This window comes from Occallatibacter sp., from assembly GCF_049582745.1.
Lineage (GTDB): Bacteria > Acidobacteriota > Terriglobia > Terriglobales > Acidobacteriaceae > Telmatobacter.
In genome coordinates, this window is the sequence record NZ_JBAUUO010000033.1 from 1 (window position 1) to 16,512 (window position 16,512).

17 protein-coding genes are annotated in these 16,512 nt (G+C 56.7%); all 17 read right to left on the minus strand.

Annotation, left to right across the window (positions count from 1 at the left end):
* Window positions 1–238 (minus strand): hypothetical protein (locus WCA10_RS04090; RefSeq protein ID WP_472821220.1); only part of this gene is annotated, 238 nt, incomplete at its 3' end.
* Window positions 235–762 carry a hypothetical protein gene (locus WCA10_RS04095; protein WP_472821221.1) on the minus strand — a complete coding sequence of 176 codons (528 nt, stop codon included), beginning with the start codon at window positions 760–762 and terminating at the stop codon, window positions 235–237. The genes WCA10_RS04095 and WCA10_RS04090, both read right to left, overlap by 4 nt.
* On the minus strand, window positions 747–1,421 hold the full coding sequence (locus tag WCA10_RS04100) for a hypothetical protein (protein WP_472821222.1): 675 nt from the start codon (window positions 1,419–1,421) through the stop codon (window positions 747–749). Before WCA10_RS04100 ends, WCA10_RS04095 begins: the two co-directional genes overlap by 16 nt.
* Before the next feature lie 10 nt (window positions 1,422–1,431).
* Window positions 1,432–2,175, minus strand: a complete 744-nt coding sequence (locus tag WCA10_RS04105) for a hypothetical protein (protein WP_472821223.1) — start codon at window positions 2,173–2,175, stop codon at window positions 1,432–1,434.
* 2 nt (window positions 2,176–2,177) lie between these two features.
* A complete protein-coding gene (locus tag WCA10_RS04110) occupies window positions 2,178–3,971 on the minus strand; it encodes a type IV secretory system conjugative DNA transfer family protein (protein ID WP_472821224.1) in 1,794 nt (597 codons plus the stop codon).
* A 235-nt stretch (window positions 3,972–4,206) separates the two neighbouring features.
* Window positions 4,207–5,052, minus strand: a complete 846-nt coding sequence (locus WCA10_RS04115; protein WP_472821225.1) for a TrbG/VirB9 family P-type conjugative transfer protein — start codon at window positions 5,050–5,052, stop codon at window positions 4,207–4,209.
* Between the two features lie 80 nt (window positions 5,053–5,132).
* Entirely contained in the window at window positions 5,133–7,712 is a 2,580-nt protein-coding gene (locus WCA10_RS04120; RefSeq protein ID WP_472821226.1) for a hypothetical protein, read from the minus strand.
* A 252-nt stretch (window positions 7,713–7,964) separates the two neighbouring features.
* A complete protein-coding gene (locus WCA10_RS04125) occupies window positions 7,965–8,264 on the minus strand; it encodes a hypothetical protein (RefSeq protein WP_472821227.1) in 300 nt (99 codons plus the stop codon).
* The gene (locus tag WCA10_RS04130; protein ID WP_472821228.1) at window positions 8,264–9,007 is read right to left on the minus strand and encodes a VirB8 family type IV secretion system protein; all 744 of its coding nucleotides are present in this window, start codon (window positions 9,005–9,007) and stop codon (window positions 8,264–8,266) included. The genes WCA10_RS04125 and WCA10_RS04130 overlap by 1 nt, the downstream gene beginning before the upstream one ends.
* An 8-nt stretch (window positions 9,008–9,015) precedes the next feature.
* The gene (locus WCA10_RS04135; RefSeq protein WP_472821229.1) at window positions 9,016–10,422 is read right to left on the minus strand and encodes a hypothetical protein; all 1,407 of its coding nucleotides are present in this window, start codon (window positions 10,420–10,422) and stop codon (window positions 9,016–9,018) included.
* Window positions 10,419–11,324, minus strand: coding sequence for a hypothetical protein (locus WCA10_RS04140; protein ID WP_472821230.1), 906 nt, complete (start codon window positions 11,322–11,324; stop codon window positions 10,419–10,421). Before WCA10_RS04140 ends, WCA10_RS04135 begins: the two co-directional genes overlap by 4 nt.
* Window positions 11,325–11,335: 11 nt before the next feature.
* Entirely contained in the window at window positions 11,336–12,187 is an 852-nt protein-coding gene (locus WCA10_RS04145; RefSeq protein ID WP_472821231.1) for a hypothetical protein, read from the minus strand.
* Window positions 12,184–14,832, minus strand: a complete 2,649-nt coding sequence (locus WCA10_RS04150) for a VirB4 family type IV secretion system protein (RefSeq protein WP_472821232.1) — start codon at window positions 14,830–14,832, stop codon at window positions 12,184–12,186. Before WCA10_RS04150 ends, WCA10_RS04145 begins: the two co-directional genes overlap by 4 nt.
* A complete protein-coding gene (locus tag WCA10_RS04155; RefSeq protein ID WP_472821233.1) occupies window positions 14,804–15,022 on the minus strand; it encodes a hypothetical protein in 219 nt (72 codons plus the stop codon). The genes WCA10_RS04150 and WCA10_RS04155 overlap by 29 nt, the downstream gene beginning before the upstream one ends.
* A 2-nt stretch (window positions 15,023–15,024) precedes the next feature.
* Entirely contained in the window at window positions 15,025–15,369 is a 345-nt protein-coding gene (locus WCA10_RS04160) for a hypothetical protein (RefSeq protein ID WP_472821234.1), read from the minus strand.
* Between the two features lie 4 nt (window positions 15,370–15,373).
* Window positions 15,374–15,829, minus strand: a complete 456-nt coding sequence (locus WCA10_RS04165) for a hypothetical protein (protein ID WP_472821235.1) — start codon at window positions 15,827–15,829, stop codon at window positions 15,374–15,376.
* An 11-nt stretch (window positions 15,830–15,840) separates the two neighbouring features.
* Window positions 15,841–16,503: a hypothetical protein gene (locus WCA10_RS04170; RefSeq protein WP_472821236.1), complete on the minus strand. Its 663-nt coding sequence runs from the start codon at window positions 16,501–16,503 to the stop codon at window positions 15,841–15,843.
* Window positions 16,504–16,512 lie beyond the last annotated feature (9 nt).

The following is a 16,512-nucleotide window of genomic DNA, read 5'->3' on the forward strand; positions in this document are numbered from 1 at the left end:
GCGTTATTCCATAGACAGGTTTTCCCAGAAACCGCTGTCCATTCAATCTTTCAATCAGGCCAACTTTTTCGAGTCGTGTCACCCGCCAGCGCAACGAGCGAACGATCGCCTCCAGCATCTCGTGGGCAAGCAGGTCGCGAAGCTGATCGAAAGTGATCGCGCGCGAGTTCCGAACTTGGATCAGAACCGGCACATCACATGTGTCGGATAAGGCGATATAGCCCTTGTAATACCTCACGTGAGCTCTCCTTCGCTGAGTCGAATTCGGCATTCAGCCTGATCAACCTGCCATAAACCGAGGTCGCTCTCGACCCAATCTCCAGCGCCGAACAGCAACATTGCCTCGTACCTTTCACCACGCAGGCTGATCGAAATTGGCCGGACTCCTGCCGACTTCCAACCGGATTTAGCGAACTGGATCGCACCATGCTCCGCGGATTTGAGCGTGACCAGATAGGCGTCCGGCGTCATTTCACCCGCGCGACGCTCGAAAAGCAAGTGCATTTTCCCGGCGAATTGGCGTGGCGCAGAGCAAAGAAATGTCTTACCAAGGGCGCGCAATGGAAACTCCGGATCAAATCCGCTCTTCGCGTTGAAGCGAATTTGCCCGGGAAAGATCGCGCTGTGATGGAGGCGCCTTCCCGACATAAGTCCGGCGGCGTTGAAGTAGGCGGCCTTCCGCCGGAAGCAAAATGGATCGTTCGCGTCGTTTGAACGCATGGCCCACCAGTTCGTACCGAAGCTGATTACGCGGATGTGCATGCCCCCAACTCCGCCATAAGCGTGCCCAGGACAGCGCGTGTTTGGGCCATTCTTTCGGGCCCCCGGAGATAGTGGAGGAACCAGATGCGCTCGAATGCGAGCCTGGGAAGCGGCAGATTATCGTCATGAAACAGAGTGAGAAGTCTGTCCAACTCGACCATTGAGCGGGTGAAGTCTATCTCCTCGGCGCGATGCGGCCCGAGTTCCTGAGCCAGATAATCGTCCCATTTCTCGGCAACCGAGCGCTCTGATACGCCACTTTTGTAACCACTCCAGAGCGCGAAATAGGGGTTCTTCTGCGCCAGATGCCTGGACAGTTCCTCAATCTGTCTGCGGGGAGATGCTGGTGTCCACCACTCATCGATTGAAGTTAGCGACTGCGCCCGGTTGAAGAGATACACCGTGAGACTTTTGAAGATCAGGTCGTTAAGTGCCTCCAATGCGGCAGTTCGCTCAGGGTCCTGCATTATCACAATGCGTCTTGCCTCCTCCGCGAACTGAGTCGGAAACGGAAGTCCCTGGATCCGATAAAAGCTCCGAAAGAGATCCATGCGGCCGATGGCTAGCGCATAAGGCTGCTCCGGGAGGGGAATCTCACTACGGACATGCGTCAGCCAATCGTCATGACTTCCAAAATCGGATGGGGTCTTTCTGGTCATTCTGGTCCTCTCATGCGCCCTTGAGGGTTGCGTTACGGCGCCGCTCCTGGTCGAGCAAGACTGTCGTTTGGTTGAGGCGCTGCTTCAGATTTTGCTCACTGTTCTGCAGCGCTTCCACACGCCGCTGTAGCAGAAGATTGCTCTGTTCGAGGCTCGCTGCAGTCGCATCCGGCGCCACGGCGGCAATCTTTTCCGCTTCCGCTGGCGAGATCCCTTTGCCGTCCGCCAGAGCGCGAACGCTCTTCGTCAAGCTCCCATTTGTGCCGGATTCCTGTTCTGAAGGGCCTGTTTTGCGGGACAGGGCTGCTTCAGCCTCGGCATTATGCCCTTCGACCAGTTGATTGAACTGTTCGGTCCGGCGCTCTATCTCGACGCGGTCGCTTATTCGGCCGTTCCATAACTGCGCGATGAGAGACGCTGCAATCAGTTCGCGCTTGTTCATAGCGCGCCACTGAAAGAGGACAATTGCGACCAGTCCGCAGAGCAAAAGGAGCGTCACTACGTTCGACCAGAAGTAGAGATCGTCAATCGTGTATCCGACGACGGCATTCCGCGCGGACGCCATTTTGGAGCCGTAGTCCGTGTCATGTGGATTTACTTTGCCCAAAGCGTAATCAAGGAACCCTTGGCGCTTGGGCGCCGACTGCAGGGCTTGAACGCCTGGCTCGCTCGGGGTTTGACCGACAAATTGGCCGGCGACGCAGCAAAATACGATGGCGATAAGCACCTGTCTGATGACGGCTGGAACTCGCATCTTCATTCTCCACCTACCTCGCCGAGAAACAATCCCGCCGTCCTCCTGCGCCGTTGCTTGCGGTTCTCCGCCTCCTTGAAGCGGAGATTCACACCGATCTCGGGGTCGAAATAGCTGTGCATCTTCGGATAGAGAGAAGGTTCAAGGCCCTCCACTTGAAACCGCGGAACACGCCGGACGTGCAAGTGGGAGTGGCGGGTGCCTTCGCGGCTGTCCACCATCAGGATCTCCATCTGTCCGACCGGCAGGTTCTTGATGTGCTCTTCGCGCGCACGCGTCTCCTTGATGTCGCTCTCACTTCCCGTTCCGGTCTCTGTATATTTGGTCGAAAAGATCCCGGTTCTTCGCACTGACAGGCTGCGGCGCTTGGTCGCGATTCGGGACGATGCTCTCAAAAACCACTGCGCAGTGTGCTCTTCCGAAACATTCATGATCATCTTCGTTCCCGGCGCGGACGACACTTCGTCTGCAAACGCCTGGCTCACGCGCTGCAACTGCGGAATGCTCTGGAAGGAAAAGAGGAACGAAACTCGCGCTCCGCGGGCGGTCTGTAGTACCTGCGTGAACCCGGGATAGGCGAAGGGCGCAAACTCGTCCAGGATCACCGAAAGCATCGGTTCGTCGGCATCTCGATCACTCGCCGGCTGTGCGTATCGCTTGCCAACCATCAGCTGGATGTTCTGGAGTAGGATCTTTCCCAAGGCTTCGACCGCACGCTGATTACGGTTGGCGTTGAGGGAGACAAACAGAATGAGATCGTGGTTGACAACATCGTCGAGCGTAAGCAGGTCCTGATAGGAGCCGGTAACAATCGACAGTTCGTCTTCCAGGAAGCTCAAGAGCTCGTTCAGAAGCCCCTGAATCTTCTCCACGCGCTCCCTGTCTGCGAGCGATCGCTGAAGCATTTTGACCGACATCTCGAAGTTCAACCGCTTCTGCATCGAGATACCTGGCACTGAGGCCAGGCGCGTCTTCGCAACTCCGATCTGTTCCTCCAGAACCTTCTCATCGAGCGCCATCACCAGCACGTCGTAGACGTTGAACAGTTTTCCGGTGTACTGGAGTATGCGAACAAGATCCGAGAGGTACGCCTCCTGGTGTCCTTTGAAGAAGTCTTCGCGCAGCCCGAAGGACCGGAAAATGAAATTCACGTGTTCTTGGTAGGCATCGTCGAGCGCATAAAACGGGTTATATCGCGCCGATTCCGCAGGGTGAGTTGGATCGATCACGCGCAGATCCTGCAGGCGGCCGGCAGCCTCGATATGTGGTAAAAGGCGATGAAGAAACTCCCTCTCACCCTTGCCGTCAAAGATGATCATCGGCATTTTGCGCGAGCCGAAGCGCCGCATCACATCCTGCGCGATGATGTTTTCGAGAAAAGTTGACTTGCCAGAACCCGTGCCTCCCACAATGACTCCGTGCTTCATGCGCACGACGTCGGGCCAGATCCACGGCTCCTTGTGCACGTTGTATCCGAGCAAAGTAGCTTCACCTTGATTGGCAGATCGTACGGTTGCCGTATCCTTCGAGGCCGGGACAATGATGGCAGGGTGTGGCCAATTCTCCTCTCTTCTTCGCCTGCGACCAACCAATTGCGCGACGAGAAGGCCGCCGCCGAAAAACAGGATTGCGCCGTACAGGAAGATCTCAAGACACTGTTGGTTGCTGAGATGCAGACGAGACACCGCAACATACCACGCGAAGGCGAGCACGGCGCAGGCGAACAGCACCAGAACGCCGGCGACATCTTCTGGCCCTCTCTGGCGCAAGGCAGGCCGATCGTAGTAGGGACTCATCCGCGCCCTCCAACTGAGAAATACACAAAGACCCCTAGCAGCGCACACAACAAGACCAACGTGAGAATGAGAGCTGGACTAGGTCTCCAGCGACCCTTCTCATCGATGGGTTTGAGTTCATCAGAGAAAGACTCAAGGAGGGAGTTCTGCAGATTGATTTCGGAATCTCTACTGTAAATCTGTCTCAGCGCCTGGCGCACTTCCTCGAGTGAAATGTAGCCCTGCCTGTCCATAACTAGAGAACCGCCTCGACCTTCAGGGGTCCGTTTTGGTCAGCGCCAAAGTTTAGCTGATAGATCTGTGGCGGATTGCCTTTCGAAATTCCAATACTTATAACGCCGGTTGTCTTTTCTCCCGGCGCAAGATCGCGCACTCCTGATTCTGCTTGCATCACTGTGAGGCCGGAGACTTGTGATGCTTTGAAGGACATGAAGGTTCGCGATGTGATCTGATGATTCCTGAGACTCACGAGCGAAGTCGGCTGTTCGGTCGGGACAGGGGCGCACACATCCGGTGTCGTAATTCGGAACGGAGCCTTGGTTTCGTTGGCTACCGAATAGCGGATATAGATGCGATCCTTCGCGCGATAGACCTGTTCAAGATCGACCTCGACGCGCCCCGTGGCAGGCTTTTCCGCGTCATGAACGATGTCTTCGACTCCCATCATGGCCTGTGTGAGAACCAGCGAGGCGATCTTGCGAATCTCTGCGTCTGAAGGTTCAGCCGAAGCGTGTGTGCTGGTGTGCGGATTGGGCAGCGGTTCGGTGCGAACCAGAACATCCATTTGGGCGAGCTGGCCTGCCGGATCGAGTTCGTAGCTGAGTTCCCGAGATGCGGTCCAGACGAAGAGGTTTGTAGACACTCCTTCGCGAAGAGGCTTCACAAAAACCTTGTCGTCATGTCGCTCGACCTGAAAGCTGTCCGGATCGGCGATCGCAAGGGTCGTCACGGACTCACCGAATTCGAGAACGGTCAGATGATTGAGTGACGTCTCGATGTGACGGATTTGGCTTTGGTTTGTTGTCTGCGCCCCGGCCGCGATCGCACCGAGAGCAAGAAAAAGGATCGTGATCGTCTTCATAGCGGCCTCCCTGGGTGCGGGTTAGTCACAAAAAGAAAAAGAGAAGCCGGGGCACGAGGCCACAGCTTCTCTTTTACCGGTTAGGAATGCTCCATCGAATTAGGAACACTCGTGTTTTCGAAGACAAGCGAGCGCTTTCCCGCGTACTGGAAGAGAAATACTCTCTTCTCACATTCCGGGCCTTGAGGATTCGCCATCCGCTCGACCAGAAATGCCCGCTGCTCATCGTCGAACCAGACATAGCCGTTCACAGTTTTCGGAAGTCGCACACGTACCCGCTGACCACCGGTAACCTCCGCGAAGGCATCGATCACCTCTTGCGGAAACGACTGGAAGAGAACGGCGCCGGAACCCGAGCCACCTGTGACGACACCGTTCATCGCCTGCGCCCATGCCCGACGATTTTCCTGCTTGCCTTGCGCCCAGTAATGAACGAACAAATGCAGGGAGCTGAACTGATCCCGTGCATCCTGTTCGTGTTCCCAAAGGGCTGCTTGTGCCTTGTTTCGCGCAAGCACTGCTGATTTTCTCTTTTCTTTTTCCTCGCTCCCGCGCACAGCTTCCCACTGCGCTTGAGCGTTCTTAAGCTGCTGTTTGACTTCGTCCTCCCGCTGGACAATCCGGCTCGCAATGTCCCCGTAGATCGAATTGACCAACTGGCATTCCTCGAACATTTCCCGGGTGACGGCTTCGCCCGAAAATAGTCCGCGGAAGTCTTCGATAGACATCTTCTCTTCGAATCCGTTGCCGGTTTCGTCGGGAAGAAAGCCAACCTCCTTGCGCAGGACGTTGTAGAGCCTTCCAACCTTGTCCGTATCTGCGACTTCAAGATGGGCAGGCAGATCCGAAACTCTGCGCTCACGCTTGTAGCGGAGCCAGGGCGCCGGCGCTACCTCCTTCCTGATTTCACTGACAACGGCTTCATCAATCTCGACTCTGTGTTTCAGGGAATCGAGTGCGTTCTGCAGCTGCTCGACGAGCTTATAGGCCAGGTCTGGTCGTCCCGCCGAAAGACATGAGGTCTTCAGATCGGTGATCGAACCGATCCGGTTTCCACGCGCCTTCATGGCAACCGGGCAGGCATTCCACCACGGAGACTTGGCTTTCTGATGCTTTGTCTTTTCCTGGTGAAATCTCTCCCCGTACCCGATCCTTCCCGCCACGAACTTCGGGAACTGATCGGATGGCATCACGCAGATGGTGTCGAAGTCGAAGTCGCCGCCGTTTTTGCTCGCGGTCTTCGAATGAAGGATGTACGTGCCCTCCATGCGAAGCTGCCGATCAAGAAGATAGGCGACCTGCGATTCTTCAAGGTCGGCTGTTCCGAGCGCCTGTTTGAGCGCCGGAACAAGCTCGGTATTGGTGAGATGACGAGCGGGTAATAGATCCTCCTGCATCCGTATTGGATACCGGATGCACAGGCCCTTCTCCGCCGCCAAGGATGTGATCGCGCTGTCTTCAGGTATCCAGTCGGACGCCGAGAGAATCTTTCCCCGGTGCTCCATTAGGACACCGTCGTCCGCCAGAGCGAACGATGGCAGCTTCAGATCCGCGCTCGTGCAGGCACGAAACGCCCAGCGGGCCAGCTTGCGGTTCAGTTGGTTGAAGACGTAGGGGATTTTGATTGCATTTCCACTACGGTCCGCCAACAGAACCGCCTCCGCCGGGTCACATCCCTCTGAAGCCGGATCGTCCTCTCGCTCCAGGGAGTCGGGGTCAAAGCCGACACCATCGTCAATCGTTGTAACCTCGGACTTGCCGATTACCTCGAAAAGAGCCTGGTAGTCACCCTCGTCCCATGCCTTTCTCATTGCCTTAATTCGTTCGAGCGCCCACAGCTTCAGTTCAAACTGCAGCGCCTCTTCCGAAGCGTGTTCGATCAAGGTGTAGCTTGACCCAAACTCCGATTGACGGGAGATCTGCTTAATCCCGAGAATCGCCGGACCTATGTATATGCGGCCCGATGTGCCCAACTGGGGAAGAAATCGCACACTTCCTTTGAGGGCCGGTTTGCAGGAGCTTTCAGGCAGAATGACATCGACCGCGAGCCTGTCGGCCACACGATCGCTCATTGCCTTTAATGCGCCTTTCGCCTGCTTCGGTTCGCTCGCGTCAAATGCCAGCCGAAACTGGCAAAAACGATTCGTGCCGATCTTGAGCTTCCGGTAGAGGGATTCACGCACCCAGCCACGGCAATCGTTGGTGCCAAGGACATGATCCTTAACCACAGCGATGCGCAGGTCGGGTTCCTCGACCATGAGCTTGCAGTCGGAGACGAGGATCGCAAAGTACACGATCGCCGCCTCGGGCCAATGCTGAAAGCGCTCAGCTATCGGGCCGGCGTGCGCCTTATCGACGAAGTAGAACTTGCCATCCTTCGCCGAACCGCTTGCGCCTACCAGCTTGTACTCGACCCCACCGTAATGAACGCTCGCCATGCGGTTTTCGACCACAGACTGCTCATACGGCGTCAACTCATACGGCACGCTGACGCGCGCGACTCGGATGCCAGGATAAAGCTGACCGAGGAGCTTCCCCTCGAGCGTATCCTTCCGTCCGAGCTTGGTTGGCTTGCGGGTCACTTCACCGGACGCATCAATCCTCAGTTCAAGAATGAGCTGTTGATCGAGTGCCGCGTTTTGTGTCCTGTTCGCTGTCATGTTCTCCTCACTTGTCTGGCGCTTCAAGACGAAGTGACTAGAGATTGGCTGACGCCGGTTCTCCGCATCTCTTCGCCTGGCCGCCCGGGTTAGGGGTGGGGTGTCAAGCCGAACCAGGCTTTGAGAGTGCAAACCGGGTCAGCGGAATTCCTCATCGCGAAGCGATAAGGCGTCAATGAGGCGACATGAGCCGTATTTCAGGTTTGTCTCCTCTTTGAATCCGAGCTGACCGGTACTACTTATGTCGGCGCCCTATTTGCGCAGAGGCCGCTTTACCAATGTCGGAGATCCTCCCAGTATCTCCGCTTCCGCCTTGTAGGCGAGAACGGTGTAGATCACGCCGTTCTTTGACTGAAACGCTTTGATGAGAGCCTCGCCTTCGCTTGCCACTTCCGGGCCAAGCTCGGGTTTCTCAATCGACGATCCGTCCTTGGCAAGAAAGTACCGAACGCCTTCCTCGACCTGCCGGCGCGATTTGCGCGCGGTCTTGGACTTTGATTCTTGGGTTGGTTGCGGCGGCATCTCCGCAACGCGAGTAAGCGCAGCTTCCATCACTGACCTCCCTTGTCTTGAGCGCTGCCACTCTCCGGAACAGCATCGGGCGAATTCAGGATGCGGTCGCGGCGTTCGCCGTCGATCGGACGTTCGCTGTAATCGGCAATCCAGAGCCCGTCCGGGTTCACATCCGAACGTTTGTCCGCGATGAGGCGCACACGGTACTCGTTTACGAAATGGTCGGTTGTCTCTGTTCCATTGGTCAGATGATGAACGTCTTTCACGCCATAGACCAGATAAGTGAGCGGCTCGCCACTGACCGCTTCGATCTCGCGCAGATGGAACGCGGACTGGATTTGGCCATCATCGATCTTGCCGCGCGTATTGTCGTCCGCAATTGCCTTCAGCGTGTACGCCCGCAGGTTGCGGGTCATCATATTGAGGCTCGCCGCCCAGTGGTCGTCCACATCCGTCGGCGAATAGTTAAGGTAGCTCGCCAGGAACCGCTTCACAAACGCTTCATCAAGGAATTGATCAGTCCCGGCGGTCGCGACGTCTGTGACAGCACCTCTTGCTGGTTTGCCCAGCACCGAGGCGTCGCCGTTCGGGCCGATGCGAATCACTGTCGGCGGCTGCAAGCGTAGGAAGACTGCAAATCCGATAGCGAGCAGCGCAATCGGTATGGTCAAAAAGGCGAGCAGCCACGCGCGATTTGCGTTCGCCCTGAGTGCTCCATCCATCTCGTAGTACTTCGGCCTTGAGAATGTCGCTTCATCCGTTGCAACAGCGCTGTTTTTCATGAGCCCTCCTATTCTTTCTCCGTCCCTCGACTAGCTGCTCCGGCTATGCTTCCCGCCGCGATACGTGCCGCATGGTAGGCAGTCCAAGTTCCCAAGTTGTAGCGATGCACACTCGGCCCTCTTTTCACTGCCGCTGTTGATCTGGTCACGACCCTGGGCGTTGCTCCTGCAGCATTAGGTTGAGTCAATATGTTGCTCGAGCTTTCAGAGGGGACCGTGAGTGTTCCAGGACCCTCGTCACCCCCGCTCTGCGTTCCCATTACTTCACCGATCGAACTGCGGATCTGCTCCGCATGCCCTTCAAGAGTCGGGCTGCCTCTGCCAAGCGAGAATTCCGGCGCAGTCGAGGACGAGGCCGCAGGAATCTGTTGCGGTAGCGCGGGCTGGTTGCCGCCAGCCGCCGACGTAAGTGTCCGGGCAGAACCCGCAGTTGCGCTAGAAGTTGCTCCGGCTGAAGTTGCACCCGCAGATCCTGCTCGCGCTGCCGCCACACCGGCAGCCGCTCCTTCGATCCCTGCCGCACCGGCGGTCAGTGCGGTAACTGCCGTACCCACCATCGCCACTGCTGTACTCCCTACATCCCCGCTCACGATTCGTTTCGCAATGAACGGAATAACGGCAATCGCGAGCGAGTAGACGATGCTCACGATGCCGATCAGGAACGATCCCTCAAGGTTCCCCAGTCCACCAAGAAAGTTGTTTTGGCTTAGCATCTGCCCAAGCTGGCCCATCTGAACAGCTGTGAGCAGTGCGCCAAAGCCCCCATACAAGATCGGCCAAGCATTCCAGATGAAGATATTTTCGATATACGACTTGGCAAGGCGGTTCGCGCCACCGAGAGGCATCAAAGCGATTACAATTGGCCCAAAGATATACAGAATGCTGCCGTAGAACATATAGAAGAAACCGAAAACCACGACCACAATCGGATAGAGAAGATAGGCGACAACAATTAGAAGACCATCGATCAGGCCCGCGATAGATCCGGTGATCAAGCCCCATAAGTGTTGAACTCCATCCTGGGTGAATTGTGTCTCGAGGTCATTTCCCCAGTTCCCGAGAACATTTCCTCCAGACGAACTACTTACCCAATTTCCGGCGTTTACGAAGCCTTGATTGATCGTTGCGAAGACGGTTCCGTAGTTCATCACAACAACGGCGGTGACCACATACTTGATAAGACCTGTGCCCAATCCACGGACGTCCCCTCCGTGCAGGGCTGATTGATAGACCTGCCACAGAAAGCCCACGAGCAGTACCACATATGCCACGTTCTGCATTCCGGAGGTAATGCCGGTGGAGTCGATCCCCGCCCTTGCCTGAGTGAGAAAACGCTCGAACAGATTCAGCTGCGTTGACTGGAAGAACGCGAGCATGGCCTCGGGATGTAAGCTGGCGCACAACATAGCTGTCACCTGTTGGTCAGCGCTCCGTTAATGAGGCTGTTGTTGGTTGTGTTGTCGGATGCCGCGAGCTTGGACGTTTTGCTCTGATTGGCAAGATCTATGCCGCGGGTCCGCATCAACTCGGCCAGGGCCGCCTGAGTGTATGCATTGGCGCGCACAACCCACACGTCGGCCTCGGCTTCGAGGATCGGAGCGCTGCCAGGAGCAGCCTGCGAGATCTGCTGGCCCATCTGATTCGCTTCGTTCAACTCCGCATCCGCCAAGGCATCGATCTCGATCGCTCGCTTCATCGCATCCTGGGCCTGCGCATCGGTCATGTCGGTCATCGTTCTCATCTGTGGGGATGCCGCATTCTGTGCCATAACAACGCCGTAGACGTTTTGAAACTGGCTGGATACGATTGGCACATTTGCAGCGTTGCGCGACAACAGCAGGGACTCGAGGTTTTGCGATTGCGGCAATGTGGCGCTCGATACGTTCACGCGGAACATGCCGCTGACTTGGTTGAACTGGTTTTCGAACTGCATTACCGACGACTTCGCCTGATTGATTGCGACGAGGGGATACATCACCTCTTGCTCGTACTTCGCCACACTCTGCTCGTACTGGTTGATTGTCTTGAGCGGCGTGGCGATAAAGGTGTTCATCAGCGACTGCATTTTGGAGAGCGCCGCCAGAATCGCAGCTGTATCGATGCCGAACTGTCCGTTGGCCCGCGTTGGGAGAATCGCAAGCACTGCAAGGACAATGATCGCGACCTTCAGCAGACTTGGGTGATACCAAGGTTGCCCCTCACGCTGTGGCGCTTCAGCAGCAATGGTCGGCTTCGTTAAGTCCGGAGGGAGACAGGGCTTACGCTGCCAGAAGAATGATCTGCGTATTTTCTTAGGGTTCTTCTTTGGATCCGTCATTCGGATGCTCCTTAACGCGCCGTCAGCGCCCCCGTGATGAGGCTGTTGATCCCGCCTGTCGCATCGGTCCGGCGTTTGACAAGCACGTTGTCGTGCGCAACGCGGCCGGCCTCCTGTCGCAGCTCCGCCGCAAGCATCTTCTGCATGAATGCCTGACAGCGAAGGTTCGCGACCTGAGCTTGAGCAGTCAAAAATGGATTTGAGCCGGGCGTGCTCACCGCAACCTGATTCTCCATCTGGTTGGCGGTCAGAAGAATGACATCGGCACCCTGATCCGCGATCAAGGTTGTTTTGAGATTCTCCTGCCCTAGTGCGTCGTCCACGTCCATCATCACGCGGTCTTGCGGCGAAGCTGCGTTGACGGGAGGAACTGAACCGTAATTGGAGAGGAAGCTTGTCTGCAGGGCTGGAATATTTGAGGATAGGCGGCTATGAAGGATGTTCTCAAACTGTTGCGGCCCCGGAGTCACCGCACTTGTAAAGGACGTGTTGAAGATCTGATTCATCTGGCCGCGAAAGCTGTTGATTGAGTTGGCGACGAACCCGCGGGCCTGATTGAGGGCCGCCAGTGGCGCCAACGTGGTCTGATAGAGCTTCTGGGTTTGCTGCATGATCTGGTTGATCTGGCTCAATGAACTACCGATGTCGTTCTGGATGGAGCTGAAGATCGAGTCGAAGACGCTCAGAAATTGCCCATGAGCAAACTTCGGCAGGACGAAGCATGTCTCGATCATGAGGACACAAATGAGCAGTCTTCTCTTCCAGTGAACGCGGGTGCCCCAGCTCCGGTCGCACCTCGCATCTGCCCTATAGGACTCTCCGTTGAGAAGTAGCTCTATCTCGGGTTGGTTCTTGTCAGTCATTGGCTGAAGGCCTCCTGCATTTCTCCAGAGAGTTCGACCGGCAACGGCGCCAGTTCGGCCAGGCCGCGCGGATACTGGACGGCCAGTTCCTCGTAAGCCTGAATAAGGGGCATTTGCCAGTGCTGGCGTAGCCACCATTTGCGAAATACTCGTTCCCGCGCGTATGTAGTCGTAATCCAGTAGTCGACGGGACTGGGAACGATCCTGATCGCGTGCGTCGATTCTGCCTTTTCGCCGATCGCGATGAGGAACTCGGCGCTATGTCCCTTCTTCGGGTGGGCGAAGGTCTTGATCTGGTTCAGCGCTGTCTCGTTCAAGTGAACGTGCTCCCGGAGCGCGGTCATATCGCCAGGCTGCTTGCCGATGATCTTCGTAGTTGCGTTCTTCACGATGCCGGCACCGTGCTCGTTCGGCCGGTCGGGCGTGCCCACAAAATCTTCAGGTGTCTGACTGATACCCCAAACGCTTGCGTTACGTTTGCGGGCTGTGCGGAAGAGCTGCACCACAACTCCCGCGAGGATCGGAGACTCAAGCAAGGCCCAGCATTCGTCAAGCAATACGATGCTGGGCTGGCCGGTCATGCCCGACGCGCGATAAGTGGCCGTGTGCGCGATCAACAGGCTCATGGCCCGTTCGAGGCGCGGATCGTCCTTCAGCTTCTCGACATTGAAGTAGAGCCAGGGATTGTTTAGCTGAACCGTGGTCGGGCGGTCGAAGAGACGTGCATACGGTCCCTCATCAACCCAGGCCCTCAGTTTCGTCGAGGCCATCTGTGCCATCGCGTTGATCTTCTGATTGCGATCCCGATCCTGCCAGTGGGCCAGTTCCGCGGCCAGATCGCCGAAGAGCGGAATCGGGTTCGAGGTCTTCGCGCTGCACCTCTTATACGTTGAAGCAATGGCTTCAAGTAGAACGCTGTCAAGCAGGTCAATGTCGAGGTCGGGAGGCGTATTCTCGCCCAGCATGTGCCGGGTGAGGTTCTTGAGAAAGGAGATCTGGTCGTTGGACGGCTGGCCTTCTCCTCTGGGCAAGTCCCAGGGGTTGATCGTCTGGTCGCTGTCGAGCGACATCTCGATCATCTCCCCACCCATCAACTCCACCAGTGGCTGATAGGAATCTCCGCGCTCAAGGATCGAGATCAGTGGATTTGCTCGCGCCGCCATAAGCAGCATCTGCTGTGCAGCAAGCGTCTTCCCGCCTCCACTCTTTGCCATCAGAAGGCCGTTCGCATCCGAGAGATCGGGATCGAACATGGAGAACGGAATGAGTTGGCGATATGGCGTTTCAAAGAGAATGAGCGGGCTCCTCCGCGTCCCGGTCCACGGCATCTCTATGGGGACAAGATCGGCGGCATTGGAGGTAAGCATGTCCTGGTCACGCTTGTCGGCCTCGGCCATGCCCGGTAACGTCCCCAGAAAGATCCGCCGCTTGGCAATCGTCTCAGCCACGGCCTTCGCACCATTCATGTGAGTGAAGCCGTTCAGAACCTCTTGAGTGCGATTGGCGAGTTCGCGCTCTGATCGTTCGAGATCGTGCAAGGTGATTGCCGGTTGCGAGGTGCGGACCACGACCGAAAGGCTCAGTTTCGACGTCTTGAGTGAGGACGAGATAATGTCACGCTGCACCTGGATGAGCTGTGCCTGGGCCACTTCGGCCTCCGGATTTGATTTGAAGTTTCCGTTGGCATCCTTCTGCGCGGCTGTCATTTTCTGGAGGCGCTTTTTGTAACTTTTGAGGACCTTCACCTGGTCGGGGATCACGACCTGTCCATTGACGACAACGGGGAAGCCAAGTGTCGAAAAGTTCTGCAGCATCCCCGGAAAAGTCGCATCGGGAAGTTCCTTCAGACTGACAACGGCGTAGAGATACCCATCGATATTCAGGTAGGTCTCGGTTTCGTTGAGGATGCTCGCCTCGACTGCCTGGGACCTCGCGCTCCGATACTCGATCATCTCTTCTGGAGGCACATACGGCCGCCGGTCGCGCCGGATTGGGTGCTGCGCATGTTTCAGTTCCTCGAACAGTTCTTGCGTCGAAAGTCTCCGGGGCCCGAGGCTGGCCGCCTCCATCGACCCCTCGATGCCCCGGAGGATGGATTCGAACTCGGCCAGGTAGGTCTCGTGCTCCTTCCGCGCACGCTGGATGGCCTTGTTCTGGCTCAAAGTGAATCCACCAAGACTGCGATTCTGTTGAGCGGAGTGGTAAAGCTTCGCATGTATGCGCGGATCCCAGATCAGATACACATGAAGCCGATTTTCGAAGAAGAATCCACTGTTCTCTTTCTGCCGCCACATCCGGAGCCGATGGGAATCAAGCGCCATCACCTCCGACTGCTCAGTCCGTTGTTCGTGAATGTAACTATTCAGAAGATCTCCGAGATGCTCAGAAATCTCGTAACGGAACTGAACGCGCATGCTCACATCGGGCACACTTCGAAAGAACGCCTCAAGCATCGACTTGTTCTGATTTCGATCTCCATCCGTCGCAAAGTACGCGAGAATTCCTCGCAACTCGTAACCAGCGACGAAGGCCCCATTCGTACGGACCATGATGTTGTCTCCGAGGGGGAGATCGCGCAGGGGCAGCAACTCGCACACCGCCGGTACTTTGAGCTTTCTATCGTGTTCTGCTTGGGTTACCGGCATAACTAATGTCTCCCTTTAGAGTTCCATTCGCCTCGATCTGCAATTGCTGCTCAACGATCCGTGCGAGTGGAGCGATCTCCTCATGAAAGCGTGCTGCGAACATGACGCACGCGAACGTAACGCGTGCCGCTTCCGCGTCGAGAACAGCGACGACCGTCCCGCTCCTCTCGGTTGTGATCGATGCCTGCATTCTCATTCCTCCTCTTCGACCACGTAAGGTTGAGTCAGTTCCGAATCTCGTTCAAGCGCGCACCAGGCCTTCGGAGCAAAGAATGAACGCACGAGGTCGGTGAGATAACCCCGGGGCCTCCCATACTTGAACAAAATCAGGAACGGTACGGCCAACGCCGGCACGATGAACTCCATGAAGACGTTCAACGGAATTCCAAACACATGCGCATTCCCATTCACGAAGTGAGCAAGGAGGTTCATCGCTGCCGCCAATGCGAGCACTAGAATCAGGTCCTCAAACTCGAGGCCGAGGAACGTCACCTTGGTGTGGAGGTTGCGGTGAACAGGCGTCATATCGAGACTCATGACATTACCCTCCGATTCCGTGCGCTTGCGTTACCATCGATTCGGCCAGCCGCACCATTCCCGAAACCATGAGCGCCCCGATCGCTGCGACGAACTTTCTGATCCAGGTCGAACCCGGATAAATCTCTGAGACCACTCCGGCCATGTGCATCGCCATCGCTGCCAATTGCGTAAGCGCGAACATTGGCAGGATCACGTTGGCAGTCCAATTCACCAGGCTCATCGTGGCCATCCAAAATGCGTCGGCGTTCGTCGCTCCTGCGTGTTGCACGAACCCCTCTAGCGCCCGCAGCATCCCCGAACACAGTAGCGAAGCGAAGCCTCCATACAACGGCTGCTCGAAAGGACCACCCTTGCTGTAGCGATACACGGCTCCTGCAAAGAACAGTCCCGCCATCGTGGGCATCATGGTGTTGCCGGCCCAGGATGCGAGGTTCGTGATGGCCCCATCAAGACTCATAACCTTGCTCCTCACGCCGCCATCGCTCGAAACAGCGACAGAAGCCCACTCACGCTAAGAAAAGAGATCGCGGCGAAGACAAGCCTGGTCCAGGGTCTGTGCCGGACAAAGTTGATCACTGCTCCGACACAGGCTAGTCCCGCCGCAGCCGGCAGAATCTGCCCGGCGATGTAGTTCCAAAGGGAAGCGAGCATATCGGTCATCGCGTACTGGCTCCCTGAATTCCATCCTTGAAAGAGCTGCATTGTTGCCGAGAGCGACATCAGGAAAAGTGCGGCAACGATCGAGCCGAGCGGATTCTCGCCTGCGGCCCCGTCAAGTGTTGCCTTCAGCACGAAGTACGCCGCAAGAACTGGCACCAGCTTGGCGACCACGATTTGGTTCACGAAATTCTTGAATACCGTTTCCATGCTGGCCAACCAACTCGTACTCACAGATCCGCTCGCGGACGGTATGTTGATGCCCTGCGCGGCAACCCACGACAACAGTTGCGGAAGGGTCAGAAGAACGATGGTCCACAGAATCCACTTTCCGGCCCGGCCGTTTACGTGGAAATTGATTCCGCCTTCATGTCGTAGGCTCACTCCCGCGGCAGCCAGCGTGCAGAACGCCGCCGGCACCGCGAGATCGAGCAACAACTGGAGGAGATCGAGGAGGAACTGTGGCGTCTGCATCACTCTCCA